Below are 22,553 nucleotides of genomic sequence, written 5' to 3'. Positions count from 1 at the left end.
CCTATGCCACCCGGCGTGTGGGCGGCGATCCGGCCTGAAATCAGGCGTCCGGAGGGCTTCGGTCCGGGCGCCGCGCGACAAGGTCGCGCAGGGGCGCGCGCACCCGGGCGACCGCGGCGCGCCCCGCCGCGCCGCCGGCGAGCGGCGCGAGCGCCGCCAGCAGCAGCGGCAGCCACAGCCCGTCGCCGAAGCGGCCATAGGGGGTGGCCGCCGCCGGCCGGGGCAGGCGGGCGTCGATGACGCCGCTCTCGCCGGAGTCGAGGCGGGCGCCCGGGACCACGCGGCCCCAGGGGTCGATCACGGCCGAGACGCCGGTGGGCGTGGACCGGACGACCGGCAGGCCGGTCTCGATGGCCCGGAAGCTGGCGAGGTTGAGGTGCTGCAGCGGGCCCGAGGAGCGGCCGAACCAGGCGTCGTTGGAGACATTGACGATCCAGGCCGGGCGGGCCCCGCCGCCGGGGGTGAAGCCGGGATAGAGGCTCTCGTAGCAGATCAGCGGCTGCACCGGCGCGAGGCCCGGGACCGTGATGGGGGCAGGCTTCGGTCCGGGGGTGAAGTCGGCCGGCACATGCACGAGGCTGCGCACGCCCAGCCGGCTCATCAGATCGCCCAGCGGCAGATACTCGCCGAACGGCACCAGCCGGTGCTTGTCATAGACGGCGGCGATGCGCAGGCCGGCCTCGCCCTCGTCCTGCAGGGCGAACAGGGCGTTGTGGTAGCGCATCTCGCCATCAGGGCCGGGGGCGCCGCGGCCGAGGCCGAGCAGCAGGGTCTGGCCGGGTTGCAGGGCGCGGGCCATGGCCTCGGCCTCCGGCGCGCCGGGGGCGAAGACGTCATTGGCCAGGGCCGGCAGCGCGCCCTCGGGCCAGATCACCACGTCGGGGGTGGCGGCGCCGGGCCGGGCGGTCAGGTTGATGTAGCGCCGGACGATGCCGGCATAGGCCTCGGGCGTCCATTTGGTCTCCTGCTGGACGTCGGCCTGGACGATGCGCAGCAGGGTATCGCCGGGCTGGACCACGGCGTGGTTGAGCCGCCAGGCCCCGGCCAGCCACAGGCCTGCGAGCAGGGCGATCCCGGCGAGGGCGATGCCGGCGCGGGCCTTGCGCGGCCCGGGTCGCACGAGCGCCAGCGGGGCGCACAGGCCGATCAGGGTCAGCAGGGACAGGCCATAGACCCCGACCACGGCGGCGGTCTGGGACATGGGCGAGCCGGCGGCCCAGCTGGCCCCGACCGGATTCCAGGGGAAGCCGGTCAGCACATGGCCGCGCAGCCACTCGAACAGGACGAACAGGCCCGGGAAGACCAGCACCCGGCCGAGGCCGGCGGGGGCGAACCGGCGGTACAGCGCCAGGGGCGCGGCCCAGAACAGGGCCACCCCGGCGGGCAGCAGGGCGGCCGCGAAGGGGGCCATCCAGGCCTGGGCCGGATTGACGAGGAAGGCCTCGGCCACCCACCAGCAGCTGATCAGGAAGTAGCTGAACCCGGCCAGCCAGCCGAGGCGGAAGGCGCTCCCGGCCGAGGGCGCGCGGTCGGCCAGCAGGACGAGGGCGGCGTAGCCGAGCAGGCCCGGCAGCACGCTGAAGGGCGGATGGGCGAGGGCGGCGAGGGCCCCGCAGCCCAGCGCCGCGGCGCCGCGGGCCAGGGCATGCGGGTCCGGCAGACGGGGGCGACGGGCAGGGCTCATGCGGCGCGCTCCGCGGCATAGGGGTCGGCGACGCCGAGGCCGGCCAGAATGGCGCGCTCCTCGGCCTCCATGGCCTCGGCCTCGGCCTCCTCCAGATGGTCGCGGCCGAGCAGGTGCAGGACGCCATGGACGACGAGGTGGGTCAGGTGGTCGGCCAGGGTCTTACCCTGGGCCGCGGCCTCGGCGGCGCAGACGCCATGGGCCAGCGACAGGTCGCCGAGCGGGACGGGCGCCCCCGGCGGGACAAAGCCGGGCGCGGCCGGGAAGGACAGGACGTTGGTCGAGCCCTCACGCTGGCGAAAGCGGGCGTTGAGCCCGGCCTGGGCGTCGTCGTCGGTCAGTAGCACCACCACCTCGCCGGCCACCCCGGCGGCGGCCAGGGCCGCCACCGCGGCGCGCGCGACGACGGCCTCCACGTCCGGCAGGTCGTCGGACCAGGCCTCGGCCTCGATCTCCACCGAGATCCCGCCGGGCGCGCTCATGCGCCGCCCTCGCCGCGGCCGCGGGCGGCGTCGCTGTCGTAGGCGCGCACGATGCGCTCGACGAGGGCGTGGCGCACCACGTCGCGGGCCTCGAAGGTCATGATGCCGACGCCCTTCACGTCCTTCAGCAGACCCAGGGCGTGGGCCAGGCCGGAGTCGCGGGCGTTGACCAGATCGACCTGGCTGGGGTCGCCGGTGACGACCATGCGCGCCCCCTCGCCGAGGCGGGTCAGCACCATCTTCATCTGCAGCCGGGTCAGGTTCTGGGCCTCGTCGGCGATGATGAAGGCATGGCTGAGGGTGCGGCCGCGCATGAAGGCGATCGGGGCGGCCTCGATCTCGCCCTTGTCGCGGCGGCGGCGCACGTCGTCGGGGCCGAGGATGTCGTTCAGCGCCTCCCAGATCGGCGCCAGATAGGGATCGACCTTTTCGTTCAGATCGCCGGGCAGGAAGCCGAGCCGCTCGCCGGCCTCGACCGCCGGGCGGGTGATGACCAGCCGGTCGACCTGCCCGCGGCGCAGCAGGGAGGCGCCATAGGCGGCGGCGAGGAAGGTCTTGCCGGTGCCGGCCGGACCGACGCCGAAGGTCAGCTCGCAGTTGGCCAGGGCCTCGAGATAGCGGGCCTGGGCCGGGGTCCTGGGCGCGATCGGCCCGCGCCGGCCGACCGGCAGGGCGACGCCCGCGCGGGGCCCGGCCTCGCCGCCGCCGATCGCCGCGGCGACCGCCGCGCGCACATCGGCCTCGCCCAGTTCGGCGCCGGTGGCGGCCCGCTCGGCCAGGTCCTCGACCACGCGGCGCGCCTGGGCCCGGTCGCGGGCGGAGCCATTGATGGCCACGCCGCCGCCGGGGGCCTCGATCAGCACCTTGAAGGCGTCCTCGATGAGGGCGACGTGACGGCTGCCGGGGCCGATCACGGCCCGGAGGGCGGCGTCGTCGAGAGGCAGGAACTCGGAACTACGCGCCATTATGCCGGGGTCGCCCCTACCGCTCGCGACGCGGTCGCTCGCTGCTCGAGGGGCGGGGGAGGGCCGTCCGCGGCGGTGGCGGGCAACCGCCCGGTCAGGCTGTTCTGCTGGCCGGAGACGATCTCGACCTCGACGATCTCGCCGATCAGGTGGTCGGCGTCGTCGACGTGGACCGACTGCAGGAAGGGCGAGCGGCCGATGGCCTGCCGGCCGTGGCGGCCGCGCTTCTCGAACAGCACCGGCAGCACCTGCCCGGCCTGGGCGGCGTTGAAGGCCACCTGCTGTTCGGTCAGCAGGGCCTGCAGGGCGTGCAGGCGGGTGCGGGCGACCTCGTCGGGCACCGGGGCGGCCATGGTCGCGGCGGGGGTGCCGGGGCGCGGCGAATAGAGGAAGGAGAAGGCCGAGGCGTAGCCGACGCGGCGCACCAGATCGAGGGTGTCCTCGAAGTCGCGGTCGGTCTCGCCGGGGAAGCCGACGATGAAGTCGCTGGACAGGGCCAGGTCCGGCCGCGCCTCGCGGATGCGGTCGATCAGGTCGAAATACGTCTGCCGGCCGTGCTTGCGGTTCATCAGCCGCAGGATGCGGTCCGAGCCGGACTGCACCGGCAGGTGCAGATACGGCATCAGCTGCGGCAGGTCGCGGTGGGCGGCGATCAGGTCGTCGCTGAAGTCATTGGGGTGGCTGGTGGTGTAGCGGATGCGGTCCAGGCCGGGGATCTCCGCCAGGGCCGCGGCGAGGCGCGCCAGGCTGGAGGGGGCCCCGTCCGGGCCCTCGCCGTTGTAGGCGTTGACGTTCTGGCCCAGCAGGGTGATCTCGCGCACGCCGCGGGCGGCGAGGTCGCGGGCCTCGGCCAGCACCGCCGCCACCGGGCGCGACCACTCGGCCCCGCGGGTGTAGGGCACGACGCAGAAGGTGCAGAACTTGTCGCAGCCCTCCTGCACCGTGAGGAAGGCGGTGACGCCCTCGACGGTGCGGGCGGCGGGCAGGGCGTCGAACTTGTCGACCGGGGCGAAGTCGGCGCCGATGCGCTCGCCGCGGGCGCGGGCGGTGCGGGTCAGCAGCTCCGGCAGCTGGTGATAGGCCTGGGGCCCGACCACCAGATCCACCGCCGGCTGGCGGCGCATGATCTCCTCGCCCTCGGCCTGGGCGACGCAGCCGGCCACGGCGATGGTCAGGCCGCCGTCCTTCGCCTCCTTGAGCTGCCGCAGCTTGCCGAGCTCGGAATAGACCTTCTCGGCCGCCTTCTCGCGGATGTGGCAGGTGTTGAGGATGACGAAGTCCGCGTCCTCGACCGCCTCGGTCGGGGCGTAGCCGAGCGGGCGCAGGACATCGGCCATGCGCTCGGAGTCATAGACGTTCATCTGACAGCCATAGGTCTTGATGAACAGGCGCTTCGGCGCGCCGGTTCCCGTGGCCGTCGGGGGCGTGTCGGTCATAGAGGCCTCATAGCCCGAAAGCGGGCTCGTCGGCCACCGGTCAGGACGCGGTGGAATCGCGCTGGTGGTGGCGCTTGTAGACCAGCCCCTCGCGGTCCTCGGGCGAGGCGCCGGGGATGGGCTTGCCGTAGAGCTCGAGCTTGTGGCCGACCAGCTCGAAGCCGAGGCGGCGGGCGATCTCGGACTTCAGCTTCTCGATCTCGGCGTCGAAGAACTCGATGACGTCGCCGCTGCGGGTGTCGATCAGGTGGTCGTGGTGGTCGTCGCCGGCCTCTTCATAGCGGCTGCGGCCGTCGCCGAAGTCGTGCTTCTCGACCACGCCGGCTTCCTCGAACAGGCGCACGGTGCGGTAGACGGTGGCGATCGAGATGTGCGGGTCGATGGCGGAGGCGCGGCGGTACAGCTCCTCCACGTCCGGGTGGTCCTGGGCCTGCGACAGCACCCGGGCGATGACCCGCCGCTGCTCGGTCATGCGCATGCCGCGTTCGACGCAGAGTTTTTCGATCCGTTCCATGCGGCGGAAAATAGGCGCTCGCGGCGCGTCAGGGAAGCGCCGGATCGCCGTTCAGGCGAGTGACGCGAGATCCCGCGCCAGCACGAGGGCGTCGACGGTCCCGGAGGGGCGGCCGTAGTAGCCCGGACGGCGGCCGACCTCGGCGAATCCGGCCCCGGCGTAAAGGGCCCGGGCCGCGGCGTTGTCCTCGGCCACCTCGAGGAACAGCCGGGTCGCGCCTTCCGCCGCGAGGGCGGCCGAGGCGGTGTCGACGAGACGCCGGCCGACGCCGCGACGCCGGCCGAGGGGACAGACGGCCAGCGTCAGGATCTCGGCCTCGTCGGCGGCGAGGCGGGTCAGGATGAAGCCGTCAGCGACCGCGTCCAGCCGGGTCTCCGGCAGGGACAGCAGGGCGGCGAAGGCGCTGGCCGGCCACGGATCGGCGAAGGCCATGGCGTGCAGGGCGGCGAGGGCGGTCGCCAGCTCCGGCGTCGGGTCGGCGGCCGGGTCGGTCATGAGGGCTCCCGGGCGGGGCGCGGCTGGCCGGGCAGCCGGGTCGGCGGGGTGGCGTCCGGGGCGCGCAGATAGAGCGGCCGGGCCGGCCGGTCGGCGCGCCGGGCGGCGGCGACCAGGCCTTCGGGCGAGGGGGCGGCGAGGGCTTCGACCGCGGCGGCGGGGCAGGCCTCGGCCAGCAACGGGGCGCCGGAGCCGACGAGGCGGGCGGGGCCGAGGGCGCGGGCGAGATCGCGGGCGGCGGCGAGGGTCAGGGCCTCCGGCTCGCCGGACGGCCGGTCGCCAGCGAAGGCCTGGGCGTAGACCTCGCCGCGACGGGCGTCGATGGCCGCCAGCACGGGAAGGCCGTCCGCGACGTCGACGCCGAGGGCGAGGGCCTCCAGCGTGGTGACGCCCAGCACGGGCCGGTCCAGGGCGGCCCCGAGGCCGAGGGCGAAGGCGAGGCCCACGCGCAGGCCGGTGAAGGAGCCGGGGCCGACGGTGACGGCGATGCGGTCCAGACCGGCGAAGCCGCCGGCCTCCGCCGCCACGTCGCGCACCAGACCGCCGAGCCGCTCCTGGTGCCCTTTGGCCATGAGTTCGTGGCGAAAGACGAGGATGTGCGCGTCCTCGAACAGGACGACGGACAGGCCGCCCAGGGCGGTGTCGATGACCAGACCGCGCATCAGCGGGACCTCAGGCGCGGGAGGGGGGCGGGTCGGCGGCGGCCAAGGCCTCGACCAGATGGGCCAGGGCGCGGCGGGTGGCCCGGGCCCGGATGCGGCTGAAGCCGGAGGCCAGTCGCCGGCCCTCGGGGGTGTCCAGCAGGGTGAGGGCGGCCGGCGGCGCGAGCGGCGGCTCCCCGTCCGGGAAGAAGGCGCCGACCGGCGCGCCCAGCGCCTGCGCCAGATGGTGCAGGCGCGAGGCGGAGATGCGGTTGGTCCCGCTCTCGTACTTCTGCAGCTGCTGGAAGCTGACGCCGATGCGCCCGGCGAGGGCCGCCTGGGACAGGCCCAGGCCCTGCCGGCGGGCGGCGATCCGCGCCCCGACCGCGGCGTCGAGGGCCGGGTCGGCCTGCCGGGGACGCGGGGAGCGCGGGACAGGACGGGTCATGTCGCCAGACTGCCCCGGCATGCGCGGCTTGGCAACAAAAAGATTTCATGCGCGTTTCATCGGCGCGCCGGGCCGCGACCGGGTTCACGGCTCGATCCGGGCCACGACCGCATGCAGCCCGCGCAGACGGGCGCGCGGCAGGCGCTCCACCGCATCAAGCCCGGTCGCGCCGCGCAGCCACACCGCCTCGGCGTCGCCGCCGTCGTAAAGGCGCACCCAGGTCTCGCCGTCCTCGGTCTCGACCACACAGCCCTGATCGCGGCGCGGCCAGCGGCCCGGCACATATTCGACAATGACCCCCGACAGGGCCCAGGGGGCCAGCCGGTCGTCGTCGAGCTGCAGCCGGCGGGCCTCCGCGTCCTCGGCCCCGACGAAGGGGCGGGCCGGGGATTCGACCCCGGGTCCGCGCCCGACCGGGCCGGGCCCCTGACGGGCGGCGGTCAGCAGCAGGTCCTCGCGGCTCAGGCCGAGGGCCCCGGTCATGCGGTCCTGCACATCGGGCCGGAACAGGCCCGGACGGCGGCCGGCCTCGTACAGGCCCCAGGCCTGGCTGGTCATGCCGATGGCGTCGCCGGCGTCGGCCTGGCTCAGCCCACGGCTGCGCCGCAGCGTCGCCAGGGCATTGGCCAGACGCATGATTTCACTCGCCTTTTCCCGGTCAAACCGCGGCATGGCGGGCACAATGGCAAAGCCTTCGGGCGCCCGCCAGCAAAAAGGTTGTCAATGAAACCCTAAAGCGTCTGCTCGACCCGCTGCACCTCGGGCACATAGTGGCGCATCATCTGCTCGACCCCGGCCTTGAGGGTGGCCGAGGAGGAGGGGCAGCCGGCGCAGGCCCCCCGCATGCGCAGATAGAGCACGCCCTCGGCCTCGTCGAAACGGTCGAACAGGATGTCGCCGCCGTCCTGGGCCACCGCCGGGCGCACGCGGCTGTCGAGCAGGGCCTTGATCTCGGCCACGATCTCGCTGTCGTCCTCGGCGTGGCCCTCGGCCCCGGCGCCGGTTCTGGCGCTGTCGCGGGTGAGCGGCGCGCCTGACACGAAATGGTCCATCAGCGCCGCCAGCAGCGGGGCCTTCATGGCGGTCCAGTCCGGGCCGTCGGCGGCGCGGGTGACCGAGACGTGGTCGGTCCCGAAGAAGACGGACGCCACCCCCTCGACCTCGAACAGGGCCTCGGCCAGGGGCGAGGCGGTCGCCGCCTCGATGTCGCGGTACTCGAGCGGACCGTCCACCGCCACGGCGCGGCCGGGCAGGAACTTCAGGACGTTCGGGTTCGGCGTCGGTTCGGTCTGGATGAACATGGGCCACAGATGCCCCCGGCCCGGCCCGGCCGCAAGGCGCCCCCCCCTGTCTCAGCCTGCCAGTCTCAGCCTGCTTGCCTCAGCCTGCCTGCCTCAGGCGACCGGCTCGGGCGGGAAGGCGCGCCACCAGCCGGTGATCGACAGGCGCGGGGCCCCGGCGAAGGGCGCCACCATGCTGACCGCGTGCGGCCGGGGCACGCGGAACAGGTTGAGGGTGTTGAAGCCCGGGGTCAGGGTTTCGGTGACGTCGCCGTCGTCGTCGAGGAACTGCAGCAGCCCGCCCCACTCGATGCGCCAGCGCGGACACAGGTTGAGCACATAGGCGTAGAGCCGCCCGGCGCGGTCCAGCTGGTCGCTGTGCCGGTTGAGGAAGTGGCCGGGCAGGAAGCGGGTGGCCTGGGCGTCGACATAGGCGATGCGGTCGTCGCCGGTCAGGGCCCGGGCGAAGGCCAGAAAGTCCGGGCTGTTGAAGCGCCGGTGCAGGTCGGCCAGCAGGTCCGGGGCGAGCGGCGAGGGCTGGCCGCCGACGTCGATGCGCCAGCGGTCGAAGAGGAACTGGAAGCCGTCGCGGGCCTCGCCGTGCACCTTGGACAGGATGCGAATCTGCTCCTCGATCTGCTGGGCCTCGAACACAGCGACCGGCACCTCCATGTCGCCGGGCGTCTCGATGGCGCGCTGCCAGTCGACCGGGCCGTGGTCGAGCAGGGCGTGCAGGGCCCCGGCCTCCGCCGCCGGCAGCAGGTCCGCCACCCGGGTGCGGCCGGTGCGAGCCAGGCGGTCGATGGCGGCGGCGGGCGGGGTCACGGCTCGATCCGGACCACGACCTTGCCCATGACGTCGCGGGCGGACAGGGCGGCGATGGCCTCCCCCGCCTGCTCCAGCGGGTAGGTGCGGCTGATGCGCGGGCGGATCCTGCCTTCGGCGTAGAGGGCGAACAGCTCGGCCATGTCCTCGGCGTGGGCGGCCGGGTCGCGCATCACCGCCGCGCCCCAGAAGACGCCGATGACGCTGACCGACTTGAGCAGGGTCAGGTTGAGCGGCAGCGAGGGAATACCGGCCGGGAAGCCGACCACCAGATAGCGGCCGTTCCAGTCCATGGCGCGCAGGGCCGGGTCGGCATAGTCGCCGCCGACGGCGTCATAAACGACATCGGCGCCGTCGCGGCCGCAAGCCAGCTTGAGCTCGCCGGACAGGGCCTTCTGGGCCGCCTTGTCCATCGGCCCGGTGGGGTAGATCAGGCCGTTGTCGGCCCCCAGCTCCAGCGCGAACTCGACCTTGGCGTTGGTCGAGGCGGCGGCCACCACATGGGCCCCCATGGCCTTGCCCAGCTCGACCGCGGCGGCGCCCACGCCCCCGGCGGCGCCCAGCACCAGCAGCCGCTCGCCCGGCTGCAGCTGCGCCCGGCGCTTGAGGGCGTAGTAGCTGGTGCCATAGGTCATGACGAAGGCGGCGGCCTCCTCGAAGCTCATGGCCTCGGGGATCTTGAGCACGCTGGCGGCGGGGACGGCGAGGCGTTCGGCCAGGGCGCCCCAGCCGGGCACGGCGATGACGCGGTCGCCCTTGAACAGGCCCTTGACCCCTTCGCCCACGGCCTCGATCACCCCGGCCGCCTCGCCGCCCGGCGAGAAGGGGCGCTCGGGCCGGAACTGGTATTTGTCCTCGATGATCAGGGTGTCGGGGAAGTTGATGCCCACGGCGCGGACGTCGATCACCACCTGGCCGGGGCCCGGCGTCGGGTCCAGCACCTCCTCGACGACCAGGGTTTCGGGGCCGCCGGGGGTCTTGGACAGGACTGCGCGCATGGGGTCTCGCTTCGGAGGTTTCGGGGCCGGGCGATGGCGCCCGGGTCGTCGCGACGCTAATCAGCGGCAGGGCCCGTGAAAAGAGGCCCGGTCAAACGCCCAGGAGCCAGGATGTCCCGTTTCGCCCTCATTCTGCACGGCGGCGCCGGCGCGCGCCGCAGCCGCGACTACGCCGCCGAGATCGTGCACATGCGCGAGGTGGTGGAGGCGGTGCGGCCCAGACTGGCCGACGGCGCGGCGGCGCTGGACGTGGCGGTCGAGGCGGTCGAACGGCTGGAGGCCTCGGGGCTCTATGTAGCCGGGCGCGGGGCCTCGCCCAACACCGCCGGGGTCTATGAGCTGGACGCCGCCCTGATGGACGGGGCCAGCGGCCGCGCCGGGGCGGTGGCGGCCCTGGTGGGCTTCAGGAGCCCGATCCGCGCCGCCCGGGCGGTGATGGACCGCACGCCGCACGTGCTGCTGGCCGGGGCGGGGGCGGCGCGCTTCGCCGCCGACGCCGGGCTGGAGCCGGTCGGCGATCCGGAGGCCTGGTTCACCCGCGCCGGCCAGGGCGAGGACAACCATCCGCCGGGCATGGGCGGGGCGCTGCAGCACGGCACGGTCGGCTGCTGCGTGCTGGACCGCGACGGCCGGCTGGCGGCGGCGACCTCCACCGGCGGGGTGTTCGGCAAGCTGCCGGGCCGGGTCGGCGACACGCCGCTGGTGGCCGCCGGGACCTGGGCCGACGGCCGCGTCGCCGTCTCCTGCACCGGCCAGGGCGAGTATTTCATCCGCACCGCCGCCGCGGCCCGCCTCGGCTTCGAGGTCGAGGCCGGCCGGCCGCTGGCCGAGGCCGCGCGCGGGGTGATCGACCGCATCGGCGCCCTGGGCGGCGACGGGGGTCTGATCGCGCTCGACCGCGACGGCGCCCTCGCCGAGCCGTTCAACAGCCAGGGCATGAAGCGCGCCTGGCTGTCGGCGGACGGGGAGGTGTCGGTGAAGGTGTTCGAGGGGTAGGGCTTAGGGCTTAGGGCTTAGGGAGTAGGGCTTAGGGAGCGTTTCCCGGTACTGACCGTCGCAACCTCTGCTACTTCCCCAAGCCCTAAGCCCTAAGCCCTAAGCCCTAGGCCGAAAGGCACACCACCTGGGCGACGCGCAGCTCGCGGCGGAGGTCGTCGGCGACGAGGCCGTAGTTGTCGATGGTGACGGCGCGGCCGGTGACCGGCTCGTCGGGGCGCTGCTCGCCGCGGATGGCGGGCACGAGGGTGTCGGGGGCGGTGGTGTAGACCCGGCCGCGGCGCGGGGCCTCGGCCAGGGTGATGGCCACCATCCGGCCCTGGCGGTCCAGCGTCGGGGCGCCGGACAGACCGCCGAGGGTGCCGCGCAGGCCCTCCGTGCGGCCGACCTCGGCCCAGGCCAGCACCGGCTCGTCGCGCGCCCCGCGGCCGCGCACCTTCAGCGTCTCGCGCCCGAGCAGGCGGGTCGTCACCTCGCCCGGCCGGCCCTGCGGATAGCCCGGGTGGAAGCCGCGCTGGCCCTCGCGCAGGGGAATGCTGGCGGCGACCGGCAGGGCCGGCGGGCCGCCCTGGGTGATCAGCAGGGCGATGTCGGCGCGCGGGGCGAGGCGCACGTCGGCGGCGATGGCGCGGCCGCCGCCGACCACCAGCGCCGGCTGGCGGCAGCCCTCGACCACATGGCGGGCGGTCAGCCAGCGGCCGTCCGAGGCGATGGAGAAGGCGGTGCCGGACGACGGCTGGAACGGCGTGTCCGGGGCGTCGACGATGACCGTCGGGTCGAACGGGGTGATCGGGCCCAGCAGGGCCCCTTCCAGCTCGTCCGGCGGCGGGGGCGCGGGCGGGGCGGCGGCGCGTTCACGGCTGAGCGAGGCCCCGAGCACCGCCAGGGCGACCAGGGTGTAGATCAGCCAGTCGGGCAGGCGCACCGCGGCGCCTCAGCCGCTGAAGGCGGCGGCGAGGATGACGGCGCTGGCCAGCTTGGCGGACACCAGCAGCACCGCCGCCGACACCTCCCCCTCCTGGATGCGCTGGGGCAGGCCGCTCAGCACGGCGTCGACGATGCGGAACACCAGCAGCTGGATGACCAAGGCGGCGAGGCCCCACAGGGTGATCTCCAGCAGCGAGGTCGAGGCCGACATGGACACGGCCAGCGGCACCGCCAGCCCGATCAGCACCCCGCCGAAGGCCACGGCCGCCGCCGAGTTGCCCTGGCGAATCAGCTCGATTTCCTTCCACGGCGTCAGCAGGGCGTAGACCGTCGCCCCCACGAACAGCAGGACCGAAGTCACCGCCGCGTGCAGCAGGGTGGTGGGGAAGCCCGCGGCGAAGGCCTGGACTTCCGGCGACGACAGGCTGGGCAGCGAGAGGGGGTCCATCACAACGTCGGGGATGCGGGGCCGGGGACTGACGCTTGCCTCATTCCCGCCCGGAACCGCAAGCGCGGCCCGGGCACAGTCTGTGACGAATCGTTACGCGACCCCGCCCGCCGGCTCAGTTGGCCGCCCCGTCGCGCGACGCCACGAGGGCCGAGATGTTGACGTCGGAGCCGACCACGCAGGTCTCGGCGTCGAGCGGGCAGATGCCGAGGGTGCGCTCGACCTCGCGCAGGCGCACCACTTCCGGATTGGAGCGGATCGACTCGGCCAGCAGGCGGTTGGCCTCGGCCGCGCCGCGGGCCTGGGCGATGCGGGCCTCGGCGTTGGCGCGCTCGAGGTTGACCCGCTCCAGCGCCGCCCGGGTGTTCTGTTCGGCGGTGGTGCGCGACTGGATCGCCGCGACCACGGCCTCCGGGTAGCGGATCGAGCCGACCCACTCCATGCGGATGATGTCGAGCCCCTGCGGGCCCCATTCGCGCTGCAGGGCCTGCATGGCCTGGGCCAGCACGATCTGGCGGCCGGGGCCGATCAGCTGGCCGGGGCAGTCGGCGGCGTCGGGCACGCCTGGCTGGGCCGGGGCGCCGGCCGGGAGCGGGACCGGGGCCTCGGCCTGTTCGGCGTTGCAGGCGACCGGCAGCTTCTCGGTCTCGCGGGCGATGGCGGCCCGCACCGAGGTGCGCAGCGGCCCGTCGATGAAGACGTCGAACTCCTGACGCCAGGTGGCGAACAGGTCGGCGGCCTTGTCCTCGCGCACCTTGAAGGTCAGGGCCACGTCAGCGGTCATCGGCAGGCCCAGCACGTCGGAGAAGGCGATCTCCTCGTTCTCGCCGCCGTCGGCGTTGGGCTCGCGGGTGTAGCTGTAGGTGCGCTGCAGGGTCGGATAGGTGCGGATCTTCTCGCCGATGCCTTCCCAGTGGAAGCCGGGGCCGAGTTCGTTGGGCTGCACCCCCGGGTTGGCCCCGAACTTGGTGGTCTTGATGCCCATGTAGCCGCTCTCGACCGTGACGCTGCACGAGTTCACGCTGAGGCCGCCGACGATCATCACGGCGATGGCGGCCACCGCCACGGCGGTGATGCGCCGCGCCTCGGTCGGGCCCAGGCCGCCGCCGCCGCCGTTACCGCCATTGCCGAAGGGCGTCTGCAGGTTTCCGAACCCGTTCATTTCGTTTCTCCCCGGGCGGCGCGCGCCACCCATTTCCACAACAGGACCGCGAGGGCGGCGAGCAGCAGGGCCCCGGCCACGCCGGCGACGATGGCCAGCGGCAGGCTGCCGCTGATGCGCGCCGACAGGATCATGGGCACGAGGCCGCGGAACAGGATCAGGAAGCCGATCACCAGACCGGCCGCGCCGGCGGCGATGCCCAGACCGACCTTGAGATCCCGCGTCACGCCGCCTCCCTCGCTGCCCTGCGACGGTGCGGTGCCGCGGCCACGCTTACAAGGGAAATCGGCAGGGGTGCGACACCCCGGTTCAGGCGGGGTCGGGGCGGCAGTATCGCCGCCCTTGCGGAGGGGCTGAAGGATGCAGGAGCATGGCTTCGGTGACAGAAGCTTGACCCCCACTCCACGGGCGCCGCCATGACCAGTGCATTCGAGGACTTCAGGGGTTCGGCGGCGGCCCGGCGGATTTCGACTGCGGCCAAAGCCGCCTCGCTCTCTGCAGCCCTCGCCGCGACGATCCACGGCGTGGGGCTCGTCGCCTTGCTTCCCGTCATTCCGCTGGAGACATTTCGCACGCCGACGGGGGTCGCAATCCTCGCCTTGGTCGGAATCCCCTTGCTGGCGCCGTTCTACTTCTTCGGCGCATTGGTGGTCGGGCTTCCCATGTGGGGCTTCGCCTTGCTGTCCCGTCAGACGGGGCGGCTTATCGCCGCGCTCACTGGCAGCGTCGCGGCGTTTTCCGCCGCGGCTATGTTTCTCGTGCCGCTGGCGGACAAGGCGGACGGACTTCTGATGGCCGCTCCGGCGCTTCTCGCCGGCGGCGCGGGAGCCCTGATGTTCCGGCGCGTGGTGATCCTGCCGGTCAGGCCGCGTCCTGGCCGGCCTTCCTGAGGGCGGAGGCGCGGATCTTCTCGCTCTCGGACTTGAGCTGGCCGCAGGCGGCGAGGATGTCGCGGCCGCGGGGGGTGCGGATGGGGCTGGCGTAGCCGGCGCGGTTGAGGATGGCGGCGAAGGCCTCGATCGTCTTCCAGTCGGAGCACTGGTAGTCCGTGCCCGGCCAGGGGTTGAACGGGATCAGATTGACCTTGGCCGGGATGCCCTGGATCAGCTTCACCAGGGCGCGGGCCTCGTCCGGGCTGTCGTTGACGCCCTTGAGCATGACGTACTCGAACGTCACCCGCTTGGCGTTGCCGAGCCCCGGATAGGCGCGGATGGCGGCCATCAGCTGGTCCAGCGGATACTTCTTGTTGAGCGGCACCAGCACGTCGCGCAGGGGGTCGTTGGTGGCGTGCAGGCTGATCGCCAGCATGGTCCCGGTGCGCTCGCCCAGCTCGGGGATCATCGGCACCACGCCCGAGGTCGAGACGGTGATGCGGCGGCGCGAGATGGCGATGCCCTCGCCGTCGGCGATGATGTCGATGGCGTCGGCGACGTGGTCGAGATTGTAGAGCGGCTCGCCCATGCCCATGAACACGATGTTCGACAGGCGGCGGTCTTCCTTCGGCGAGGGCCATTCGCCGAGGTCGTCGCGGGCGACCTGGACCTGGGCCACGATCTCGGCGGCGGTCAGGTTGCGCACCAGCTTCTGGGTGCCGGTGTGGCAGAAGGTGCAGTTCAGGGTGCAGCCGACCTGGCTGGACACGCACAGGGCCCCGGCGCGGCCGACGTCGGGGATGAAGACCGTCTCGATCTCGATGCCCGGGGCGGTGCGGATCAGCCACTTGCGGGTGCCGTCCTTCGACACCTGGCGCTCGACGATCTCGGGCCGGGCGAGGGTGAAGGCCTCGGCCAGCTTCGCCCGGGTCTCCTTGGCCACGTCGCTCATCAGGGCGAAATCGGTGACGCCGTAGTGGTGGATCCAGCGCCAGACCTGCGACGCGCGCATCTTCGCCTTCTCCGGCGGGCAGATGGCGGCGGCGATCAGGGCCTCGCGCAGGCCCTCGCGCGTCAGACCGGTGAGGTTGACGGGGGCGGCGGGCGTCGTCGCGGCGGGGGCGGCGGCGCGGCTGAGGTCGAGCGTGACGCTCACGGGCGGATCCTGAAGGGGCGGCGGGAGCGGCGGCCTATAGCACGGATCGGCGCGGATTTAAGGCCGGCGGCGGAACGCCGGTTGATCGGGGCGGGCGCCTAACCCTGCGCGTTGCGGAGGGCGGCGGCGCCGAACAGGGGGGTGAGGGCGGCGGCGAACAGGCTGTAGGCGCCGAGGAAGGCGAGGGCGGAGACCGGCGAGGCTCCCTCCGCCGCGCGCAGCACCGCGCCGGCCCCGAAGATCACCGGCGGGATGAACAGGGGCAGGGCGACGACGGCGATCAGCACCCCGCCGCGGCGCGCGCCCAGCGCCACCGCCGCGCCCAGCGCTCCGGTGAAGGCCAGCCCCAGCCCGCCGATCAGCCCGGCGGCGACGGCGGTCGGGACGGCGGCGGCGGGCAGGCCCAGCGCCAGGGCCGCGACCGGGGCGGCGACCGCCAGCGGCAGGCCCAGCGCCAGCCACTGGGCCAGGGCCTTGAGCGCCACCACCGCCTCCAGCGGCAGCGGCCCGAGCGTCAGCAGGTCCAGCGCCCCGTCCTCGAGGTCGCGCTCGAACAGGCGCTCGAGGGAGAGCAGGGTGGCCAGCGTCAGGGCGATCCAGGCGACGCCGCCGGCGAGGGTCGCCAGCACGCGCGGGTCGGAGCCCACGGCCAGCGGGATCAGGGTGGTCAGGCCGGCGAGGAAGGCGAGCGCCAGCAGCGGCCCGCCGCCCCCGGACCAGGCCAGCGCCAGCTCGCGCCGCAGCAGCAGGAGGGCGGCGCTCATGGGCGGGCTCCGACGACGATCTCGCGGGCCGGGACCGGCAGGGGATCGTGCACGGCGGCGAGGATCAGGCCGCCGCCGGCGAGGTGGGCGGTCATCAACTCCCCGAAGGCGGCGCGCCAGGTCGCATCCAGCGGGGTCAGGGGCTCGTCCAGCAGCCACAGGGGCCGGGGCGCGGCGATCAGCCGGGCCAGCGCGACGCGGCGGCGCTGACCGGCGGAGAGGCGGCGCACCTCCAGCCCGGTCAACCGTTGAAGGCCGAGGGCGGCGATCGCGTCCGACGGGTTGCGGCCGCCCAGCCAGCGGCTCTGGAAGGCCAGCTCCTCGGCCACGGTGCGCGCCCCCTTGAGGCCGTCGAGGTGGCCGACGAGATGCAGGCCGGCGCGGGCTTCGTCCGGGTCCAGCAGGCCGCCGGCGCCGGCAAAGCCCACGGTCCCGGCGTCGGGGCGCAGCAGCCCGGCGACGGCGCGCAGCAGGGAGGTCTTGCCGGCGCCATTGGCCCCGGTCAGGGCCACGGCCTCGCCGGCGTTCAGGTCGAGGTCGAGGTCGCGGAACAGCGGCCGCTCGCCGCGCGACAGGGCGAGGCTGCGAAGGGACAGGGCGGTGATCATGTCAGGTCGCGCCACGCTGAAGCCGCCCCTCCGTCACGGCGCTTCGCGCCGCGCCACCTCCCCATTGCATGGGGAGGAGAGGGCTGATCTTGCGAGCGTTTCTCATGTTCGCGCGCGCATGGACGCCGACGTTCGGCGGGACTAAGAGACCCTTCGCCGCAGCGGGTCTCCGCCGCGCGCGACGAGGTCCTGTGCGCCCCGTCGCCGAGCGCGCGGGGGCGCAACCGAATTGTCGGGCGGCGATGACCAGAGGAACCCTCCCATGCCGTCAGTCGACAGCCTCTCCACCCGGCGCGATCTCACCGTCGGGCGCAAGAAGTACGCCTATTACAGCCTTCCCGCCGCCGAGGAAGCCGGCCTGACCGGTATCGCCCGCCTGCCGCGCTCGATGAAGGTGCTGCTGGAGAACCTGCTGCGCAACGAGGACGGGGTGTCTGTCACTGACGCCGACCTCAGGGCCGTGGCCGCCTGGATCGACAACAAGGGTGCGGTCGAGCACGAGATCGCCTTCCGCCCGGCCCGGGTGCTGATGCAGGACTTCACCGGCGTGCCGGCGGTGGTCGACCTGGCCGCCATGCGCGACGCCATGACGGCGCTGGGCGGCGATCCGGCCAAGATCAACCCGCTGAACCCGGTCGACCTGGTCATCGACCACTCGGTGATGGTCGACCACTTCGGCACCGCCGGCGCCTTCCAGCAGAACGTCGAGCGCGAGTACGAGCGCAACATCGAGCGCTACCGCTTCCTGCGCTGGGGCTCGTCGGCCTTCAACAACTTCCGCGTGGTGCCCCCGGGCACCGGCATCTGCCACCAGGTGAACCTCGAGAACCTGGCCCAGACCGTCTGGACCGCCGCCGAGGGCAAGGCCACCGTGGCCTATCCGGACACGGTCGTCGGCACCGACAGCCACACCACCATGATCAACGGCCTGGCCGTGCTGGGCTGGGGCGTCGGCGGCATCGAGGCCGAGGCGGCCATGCTGGGCCAGCCGATCCCGATGCTGATCCCCGAGGTCATCGGCTTCCGCCTGACCGGCAAGCTGCCGGAAGGCGCGACCGCCACCGACCTGGTGCTGACCGTCACCCAGATGCTGCGCAAGAAGGGCGTGGTCGGCAAGTTCGTCGAGTTCTTCGGCCCGGGCGTCTCGGCCCTGACCATCGAGGACCAGGCCACCATCGCCAACATGGCCCCGGAATACGGCGCCACCTGCGGCTTCTTCCCGGTGTCGCAGGCGACGCTCGACTATCTGACCGCCACCGGCCGCGACAAGGCGCGGGTGCAGCTGGTCGAGGCCTATGCCAAGGCGCAGGGCCTGTGGATCGACGAGAGCTCCGAGGACCCGGTGTTCACCGACGTGCTCGAGCTGGACGTCTCGACGGTGGTGCCGTCGCTGGCCGGGCCGAAGCGGCCGCAGGACCGCGTGCTGCTGACCGGCGCCGCCGCCGAGTTCGAGGGCCATCTGACCGAGACCTTCGCCCGCCCGGCCGACGCGCCGCGCGCCGCGGTGGCCGGTGAGGACTTCACCGTCGGCGACGGCGATGTGGTGATCGCCGCCATCACCAGCTGCACCAACACCTCCAACCCGTCGGTGCTGATCGCCGCCGGTCTGGTGGCCCGCAAGGCCCACGCCCTGGGCCTGAAGGTCAAGCCGTGGGTCAAGACCTCGCTGGCCCCGGGCTCGCAGGTGGTCACCGACTATCTGACCGACGCCGGCCTGCAGAAGGACCTCGACGCCCTCGGCTTCAACCTGGTCGGCTACGGCTGCACCACCTGCATCGGCAACTCGGGCCCGCTGCCGGAGAACATCTCGAAGGCGGTCAACGAGAACGACCTCGTCGCCGTCAGCGTGCTCTCGGGCAACCGCAACTTCGAGGGCCGGGTGAACCCGGACGTGCGCGCCAACTACCTGGCCAGCCCGCCGCTGGTGGTGGCCTACGCCCTGGCCGGCACCATGCGCCTCGACCTGGCCACCCAGCCGATCGGCCAGGACAAGAAGGGCAAGGACGTCTTCCTCAAGGACATCTGGCCGACCTCGGCGGAGATCGCCGCGATCCAGAAGAAGTCCGTCACCCCGAAGATGTTCGCCAAGCGCTACGCCGACGTGTTCAAGGGCGACAGCCACTGGCAGGCGATCGACGTCACCGGCGGCCAGACCTACGCCTGGGACGACGCCTCGACCTATGTGCGCAACCCGCCGTACTTCGAGGGCATGTCGATGGAGCCGGCGCCGATCGCCGACATCGTCGAGGCCCGCATCCTCGGCATCTTCGGCGACTCGATCACCACCGACCACATCAGCCCGGCCGGCTCGATCAAGACCGCCTCGCCGGCCGGCAAGTACCTGACCGGCCACGGCGTCGATCCGCTGGACTTCAACTCCTACGGCGCCCGCCGCGGGAACCACGAAGTGATGATGCGCGGCACCTTCGCCAACATCCGCATCCGCAACCGGATCACGCCGGAGATCGAGGGCGGGGTGACCAAGCACTTCCCCTCGGGCGAGGTGATGTCGATCTATGACGCGGCCATGCGCTACCAGTCCGAGGGCCGGCCGCTGGTCGTGTTCGCGGGCAAGGAGTACGGCACCGGCTCGTCGCGCGACTGGGCGGCCAAGGGCACGCGCCTGCTGGGCGTGCGCGCGGTCATCGCCGAGAGCTACGAGCGCATCCACCGCTCCAACCTGGTCGGCATGGGCGTGGTGCCGCTGCAGTTCAAGGCGGACGGCTGGACGAAGCTGGGCCTGACCGGCGACGAGATCGTCACCATCCGCGGCCTGTCGGACGCCAACATCGGCAAGCTGAAGCCGCGTCAGGAGCTGTTCGTCGAGCTGTTCCGTCCGGCGGACGGCAAGATGGCCCGCTTCCCGGTGCGCTGCCGCATCGATACCGAGACCGAGATGGAATACTTCAAGGCCGGCGGCGTCATGCCGTTCGTGCTGCGGAACCTGGCGCGCGGCTGACGCCGCGGTCCGGGCAGGACCTGAGGGGCGGGGCGGCCGAAGGGTCGCCCCGCCCTTTGCGTTTCAGAGGGCCCCGTAAAGCGCCTCGATCAGGGCCAGGGCGCGGGGGTCGCCGATCAGGTGGGGGCTCTGGCGCGTCATGACATAGGCCCCCGAGACCCGGGCGGCCGGGTCGGCGAAGGCGCAGGAGCCGCCCCAGCCGTAGTGGCCGACGGCGTCCGGGTTCGGGCCCAGCACGTTCAGCCGCTTGTTGCGCATCAGGCCGGCGCCCCAGCTGATGTCGAACGGCAGCACCCGGTCGCGGCCCCAGACGCGCTCGCGCATGGCCTGGGTCAGGACCGGGGCGGACAGGATCTGGCGCTCGCCCAGCCGGCCGCCATTGGCCAGGACCGCCATGAGGCGGGCGAGGGCCGGCGCCGTGCCGTGCAGGTTGGCGGACGGGATCTCGGCCAGGCGCCACTCGGTCGAGCCGCGCCCGCCGGGCGCCGAGCCGCGGTCGAGGAAGGCGGCGCGCTTGATGGCGTCGATCTCGCCGAGGTCGGGGGCGGCGGAGGGCTTCTTCAGCTGGGCGACGCGGCCGTGCTCGGCCTCGGGCAGGCCGATCCACAGGTCGAGGCCGAAGGGCTCGGCGAAGTCCTGGCGCAGGGCCTGACCCATGGTGCGGCCGTCGGCGCGGCGGAACACCTCGTTGGCGAGGAAGCCGACCGTGATCGGGTGGTAGCCGGAGCCCTCGCCGGTCGGCCACATGGGCGCCTGGGCGGCGAGGCGGTCGAGCACCGCCTGCGGCTGGAACCAGATGTCCGGCTCGGCCGGGCTGTCGAAGCCGGGCAGGCCGGCCTGGTGCGACAGCAGCTGGCCGACGGTGATGCGGTCCTTCCCGGCGTCGCCGAACTCGGGCCAGAGGTCGGCGATTTTCTCCTCATAGGCCAGCTTGCCGCGCTCGACGGCCCAGGCGATCAGCAGGGCCATCACCGCCTTGCCGGTGGAGAAGACCGGGGTGAGGGTTTGCGGGCCGAACGGGGTGGTCCCGGCGGCGTCGGCGCGGCCGGCCCACAGGTCGATGACCGGCTCGCCCTCGAGGCAGACGGCGAAGCGCGCGGCCTGTTCGTTCAGCCCCTCGGGGGCGCCGGTGAAATTGCGGGCGAAGGCGTCGCGCACGGCGGCGAAGCGCGGCGGGCAGACGCCGTGGATCTCGGGCGTGTCGGTCATCGGCTGATCCCCTCTCGCTGCGCCAGATAGGCCATCACGCCGTCGGCGGCCACCGTGCCGGAGGCGAAACAGGCCTGCAGCAGATAGCCCCCGGTCGGGGCCTCCCAGTCCAGCATCTCGCCGGCCACGAACACCCCGGGCAGGCGGCGCAGCATGAGCCGGTCGTCGACCTCGTCGAGCGCCACGCCGCCGGCGCTGGAGATGGCCCGCTCCAGCCCCTGCACGCCGGTGACCGGCAGGGTCAGGCCCTTGATCCGGGCGGCGAGGGCGGCCGGGTCGGCGGGGAGCGGGCCGGCCTCGCGCAGCAGGGCGGCGGCGGGGCCGGTCAGGCCGGCGGCCTTGCGCAGCCGGTTGGCGAGGCTGTCGCCGGGGGCGGCGGCGGCCAGCTTCGCCGCCAGCCGGTCCAGCGGCACGTCGGGCTTGAGGTCCAGCGTCAGGGACGACGCGGTGCGCAGGGGGGCGGACAGGGCGTAGACGACGCCGCCCTCGAGGCCGTAGCGGGTGATCACCGCCTCGCCGCGGGCGGTGTGGTCGCCGACGGTCAGGCGCAGGTTCTTCAGCGGCGCCCCGGCCCAGCGGGTGGAGATGGCCGGGCTCCAGGGGACGTTCACCCCCATGTTGGCCGGCCGGAAGGGCGCAATTTCCACCCCGAGGGCGGCCAGTGGGCCGGTCCAGCCGCCGTCCGAGCCCAGCCGCGGCCAGCTGGCGCCGCCCATGGCCAGCACCACGGCGTCGGCGGGGTAGCGTTCCGGTCCGTCGGGCCCGTCGGCGGTGACGCCGTCGTCGTCCCGGCCGGTCCAGCGGCGGCGCAGGTGGATCTCCACCCCCAGCGCCTGCAGCTGCGCCAGCCAGGCGCGCAGCAGGGGGGAGGCCTTCATGGCTTTCGGGAAGATGCGGCCGGAGACGCCGGTGAAGGTCGGCTGGCCCAGCCCCTCGGCCCAGGCCACGAGGTCGGCGGGGCCGAAGCGGTCGAGCCAGGCGTCGATGCGGGCGCGGGCGGGGCCGTAGCGGCTGCGGAACCGGTCGAGCGGCTCGCTGTGGGTCAGGTTGAGACCGCCGCGGCCGGCCATCAGAAACTTGCGCGCCGGGGAGGGCATGGCCTCCAGCACGGATACGGAAACGCCGCCGGCGGCGAGGCGCGCGGCGGCGGTCAGGCCGGCGGGGCCGGCGCCCACGACCACCACCCGGCGCGGCCGGGCGGGGTCGGGACTTGAAGCCGTGGCGGGACCGGTCATCGGCGGCCCGTCAGCCGGCCGGAGCGGATCAGCTCTCGGCCGACGGGGTCTCGGCGGCGCCTTCGGTCGGGACCGCGACCTCCTTGCGCTGCATCTGGCGCTCGGCGATCCGCGCCGACTTGCCGCGACGATCGCGCAGGTAATAGAGCTTGGCGCGCCGCACGACGCCGCGACGCTTCACCTCGATCGACTCGATCGACGGCGACAGGATCGGGAACTTGCGCTCGACGCCTTCGCCGAACGAAATCTTGCGGACGGTGAAGGTCTCGTTGATGCCGCCGCCGGCGCGGGCGATGCAGACGCCTTCAAAGGCCTGGACGCGCTCGCGCTCGCCTTCCTTGATCTTGACGTTGACGCGCAGGGTGTCGCCCGGCTGGAACTCGGGGATGGTCTTGCCCTCGAGCAGGCGGGCCTTTTCCTCGGCAGCGAGCTGCTGAACGATATTCATC

25 protein-coding genes are annotated in these 22,553 nt (G+C 73.5%); 3 read left to right on the top strand and 22 right to left on the bottom strand.

Annotated elements, in window-relative coordinates; translation table 11 throughout:
- Positions 1-40 precede the first annotated feature (40 nt).
- The 12 genes from lnt to VGN74_RS07360 form a co-directional block, all read right to left on the bottom strand.
- Complete coding sequence (lnt, locus tag VGN74_RS07415) at positions 41-1,684, bottom strand: apolipoprotein N-acyltransferase (RefSeq protein WP_327446731.1); 1,644 nt, start codon at positions 1,682-1,684, stop codon at positions 41-43.
- Positions 1,681-2,166, bottom strand: a complete 486-nt coding sequence (ybeY, locus tag VGN74_RS07410; RefSeq protein WP_327446730.1) for an rRNA maturation RNase YbeY — start codon at positions 2,164-2,166, stop codon at positions 1,681-1,683. The genes lnt and ybeY overlap by 4 nt, the downstream gene beginning before the upstream one ends.
- Positions 2,163-3,131, bottom strand: a complete 969-nt coding sequence (locus VGN74_RS07405; RefSeq protein ID WP_327446729.1) for a PhoH family protein — start codon at positions 3,129-3,131, stop codon at positions 2,163-2,165. The genes ybeY and VGN74_RS07405 overlap by 4 nt, the downstream gene beginning before the upstream one ends.
- Positions 3,131-4,567: a tRNA (N6-isopentenyl adenosine(37)-C2)-methylthiotransferase MiaB gene (gene miaB / locus VGN74_RS07400; protein WP_327446728.1), complete on the bottom strand. Its 1,437-nt coding sequence runs from the start codon at positions 4,565-4,567 to the stop codon at positions 3,131-3,133. Before miaB ends, VGN74_RS07405 begins: the two co-directional genes overlap by 1 nt.
- A 40-nt stretch (positions 4,568-4,607) precedes the next feature.
- A complete protein-coding gene (locus VGN74_RS07395; protein ID WP_327446727.1) occupies positions 4,608-5,081 on the bottom strand; it encodes a Fur family transcriptional regulator in 474 nt (157 codons plus the stop codon).
- A gap of 51 nt (positions 5,082-5,132) precedes the next feature.
- On the bottom strand, positions 5,133-5,576 hold the full coding sequence (locus VGN74_RS07390) for a GNAT family N-acetyltransferase (RefSeq protein WP_327446726.1): 444 nt from the start codon (positions 5,574-5,576) through the stop codon (positions 5,133-5,135).
- The gene (gene tsaB, locus VGN74_RS07385) at positions 5,573-6,238 is read right to left on the bottom strand and encodes a tRNA (adenosine(37)-N6)-threonylcarbamoyltransferase complex dimerization subunit type 1 TsaB (RefSeq protein WP_327446725.1); all 666 of its coding nucleotides are present in this window, start codon (positions 6,236-6,238) and stop codon (positions 5,573-5,575) included. Before tsaB ends, VGN74_RS07390 begins: the two co-directional genes overlap by 4 nt.
- A gap of 10 nt (positions 6,239-6,248) precedes the next feature.
- Complete coding sequence (locus VGN74_RS07380) at positions 6,249-6,665, bottom strand: helix-turn-helix transcriptional regulator (protein ID WP_327446724.1); 417 nt, start codon at positions 6,663-6,665, stop codon at positions 6,249-6,251.
- A gap of 84 nt (positions 6,666-6,749) precedes the next feature.
- Entirely contained in the window at positions 6,750-7,301 is a 552-nt protein-coding gene (locus tag VGN74_RS07375; protein ID WP_327446723.1) for a helix-turn-helix transcriptional regulator, read from the bottom strand.
- 95 nt (positions 7,302-7,396) lie between these two features.
- The gene (locus VGN74_RS07370) at positions 7,397-7,966 is read right to left on the bottom strand and encodes a NifU family protein (protein ID WP_327446722.1); all 570 of its coding nucleotides are present in this window, start codon (positions 7,964-7,966) and stop codon (positions 7,397-7,399) included.
- Positions 7,967-8,059: 93 nt separating this feature from the next.
- Positions 8,060-8,770, bottom strand: coding sequence for a 2OG-Fe(II) oxygenase (locus tag VGN74_RS07365; protein ID WP_327446721.1), 711 nt, complete (start codon positions 8,768-8,770; stop codon positions 8,060-8,062).
- Positions 8,767-9,768 (bottom strand): NADPH:quinone oxidoreductase family protein, encoded by a 1,002-nt coding sequence (locus VGN74_RS07360; RefSeq protein WP_327446720.1) that lies wholly within the window; start codon positions 9,766-9,768, stop codon positions 8,767-8,769. The genes VGN74_RS07365 and VGN74_RS07360 overlap by 4 nt, the downstream gene beginning before the upstream one ends.
- 111 nt (positions 9,769-9,879) lie before the next feature.
- Here VGN74_RS07360 and VGN74_RS07355 point away from each other — a divergent pair, with 111 nt between their 5' ends.
- Entirely contained in the window at positions 9,880-10,764 is an 885-nt protein-coding gene (locus VGN74_RS07355; protein WP_327446719.1) for an isoaspartyl peptidase/L-asparaginase family protein, read from the top strand.
- Positions 10,765-10,870: 106 nt separating this feature from the next.
- On the opposite strand, the gene VGN74_RS07350 is transcribed toward VGN74_RS07355, so the two are convergent.
- From VGN74_RS07350 to VGN74_RS07335, 4 genes are all read right to left on the bottom strand, one after another.
- Positions 10,871-11,689 carry a serine protease gene (locus tag VGN74_RS07350; protein ID WP_327446718.1) on the bottom strand — a complete coding sequence of 273 codons (819 nt, stop codon included), beginning with the start codon at positions 11,687-11,689 and terminating at the stop codon, positions 10,871-10,873.
- Positions 11,690-11,698: 9 nt separating this feature from the next.
- Complete coding sequence (locus tag VGN74_RS07345) at positions 11,699-12,139, bottom strand: DUF350 domain-containing protein (protein ID WP_327446717.1); 441 nt, start codon at positions 12,137-12,139, stop codon at positions 11,699-11,701.
- Between the two features lie 115 nt (positions 12,140-12,254).
- Positions 12,255-13,301: an SPFH domain-containing protein gene (locus VGN74_RS07340; protein ID WP_327446716.1), complete on the bottom strand. Its 1,047-nt coding sequence runs from the start codon at positions 13,299-13,301 to the stop codon at positions 12,255-12,257.
- Entirely contained in the window at positions 13,298-13,528 is a 231-nt protein-coding gene (locus VGN74_RS07335) for a hypothetical protein (RefSeq protein WP_327446715.1), read from the bottom strand. The genes VGN74_RS07340 and VGN74_RS07335 overlap by 4 nt, the downstream gene beginning before the upstream one ends.
- Positions 13,529-13,717: 189 nt before the next feature.
- On the opposite strand from VGN74_RS07335, the gene VGN74_RS07330 reads away from it, so the two are divergent.
- Positions 13,718-14,191 carry a hypothetical protein gene (locus VGN74_RS07330; protein WP_327446714.1) on the top strand — a complete coding sequence of 158 codons (474 nt, stop codon included), beginning with the start codon at positions 13,718-13,720 and terminating at the stop codon, positions 14,189-14,191.
- On the opposite strand, the gene rlmN is transcribed toward VGN74_RS07330, so the two are convergent.
- The 3 genes from rlmN to ccmA form a co-directional block, all read right to left on the bottom strand.
- A complete protein-coding gene (rlmN, locus tag VGN74_RS07325) occupies positions 14,163-15,329 on the bottom strand; it encodes a 23S rRNA (adenine(2503)-C(2))-methyltransferase RlmN (protein ID WP_327446713.1) in 1,167 nt (388 codons plus the stop codon). The two genes, VGN74_RS07330 and rlmN, sit on opposite strands and share 29 nt — an antisense overlap.
- 98 nt (positions 15,330-15,427) lie before the next feature.
- Positions 15,428-16,093: a heme exporter protein CcmB gene (ccmB, locus tag VGN74_RS07320; protein ID WP_327446712.1), complete on the bottom strand. Its 666-nt coding sequence runs from the start codon at positions 16,091-16,093 to the stop codon at positions 15,428-15,430.
- Positions 16,090-16,701, bottom strand: coding sequence for a heme ABC exporter ATP-binding protein CcmA (gene ccmA, locus VGN74_RS07315; RefSeq protein ID WP_327447690.1), 612 nt, complete (start codon positions 16,699-16,701; stop codon positions 16,090-16,092). The genes ccmB and ccmA overlap by 4 nt, the downstream gene beginning before the upstream one ends.
- A 262-nt stretch (positions 16,702-16,963) precedes the next feature.
- On the opposite strand from ccmA, the gene acnA reads away from it, so the two are divergent.
- Positions 16,964-19,660: an aconitate hydratase AcnA gene (gene acnA, locus VGN74_RS07310; protein WP_327446711.1), complete on the top strand. Its 2,697-nt coding sequence runs from the start codon at positions 16,964-16,966 to the stop codon at positions 19,658-19,660.
- 63 nt (positions 19,661-19,723) lie between these two features.
- On the opposite strand, the gene VGN74_RS07305 is transcribed toward acnA, so the two are convergent.
- Genes VGN74_RS07305 through rplS form a run of 3 tightly spaced genes read right to left on the bottom strand, consistent with a single transcriptional unit; the run spans position 19,724 to position 22,552 of the window.
- A complete protein-coding gene (locus VGN74_RS07305) occupies positions 19,724-20,869 on the bottom strand; it encodes a serine hydrolase domain-containing protein (RefSeq protein ID WP_327446710.1) in 1,146 nt (381 codons plus the stop codon).
- The gene (locus VGN74_RS07300; protein WP_327446709.1) at positions 20,866-22,104 is read right to left on the bottom strand and encodes a TIGR03862 family flavoprotein; all 1,239 of its coding nucleotides are present in this window, start codon (positions 22,102-22,104) and stop codon (positions 20,866-20,868) included. Before VGN74_RS07300 ends, VGN74_RS07305 begins: the two co-directional genes overlap by 4 nt.
- Positions 22,105-22,132: 28 nt before the next feature.
- Positions 22,133-22,552, bottom strand: a complete 420-nt coding sequence (gene rplS, locus VGN74_RS07295) for a 50S ribosomal protein L19 (RefSeq protein WP_327446708.1) — start codon at positions 22,550-22,552, stop codon at positions 22,133-22,135.
- Between the last annotated feature and the right edge of the window lies 1 nt (position 22,553).

Origin of the sequence: Brevundimonas sp., assembly GCF_035998205.1 — a bacterium.
Lineage (GTDB): Bacteria > Pseudomonadota > Alphaproteobacteria > Caulobacterales > Caulobacteraceae > Brevundimonas.
Note: the sequence above shows the minus strand (reverse complement) of the source record. Positions and strands in the feature narration are given on the sequence as shown.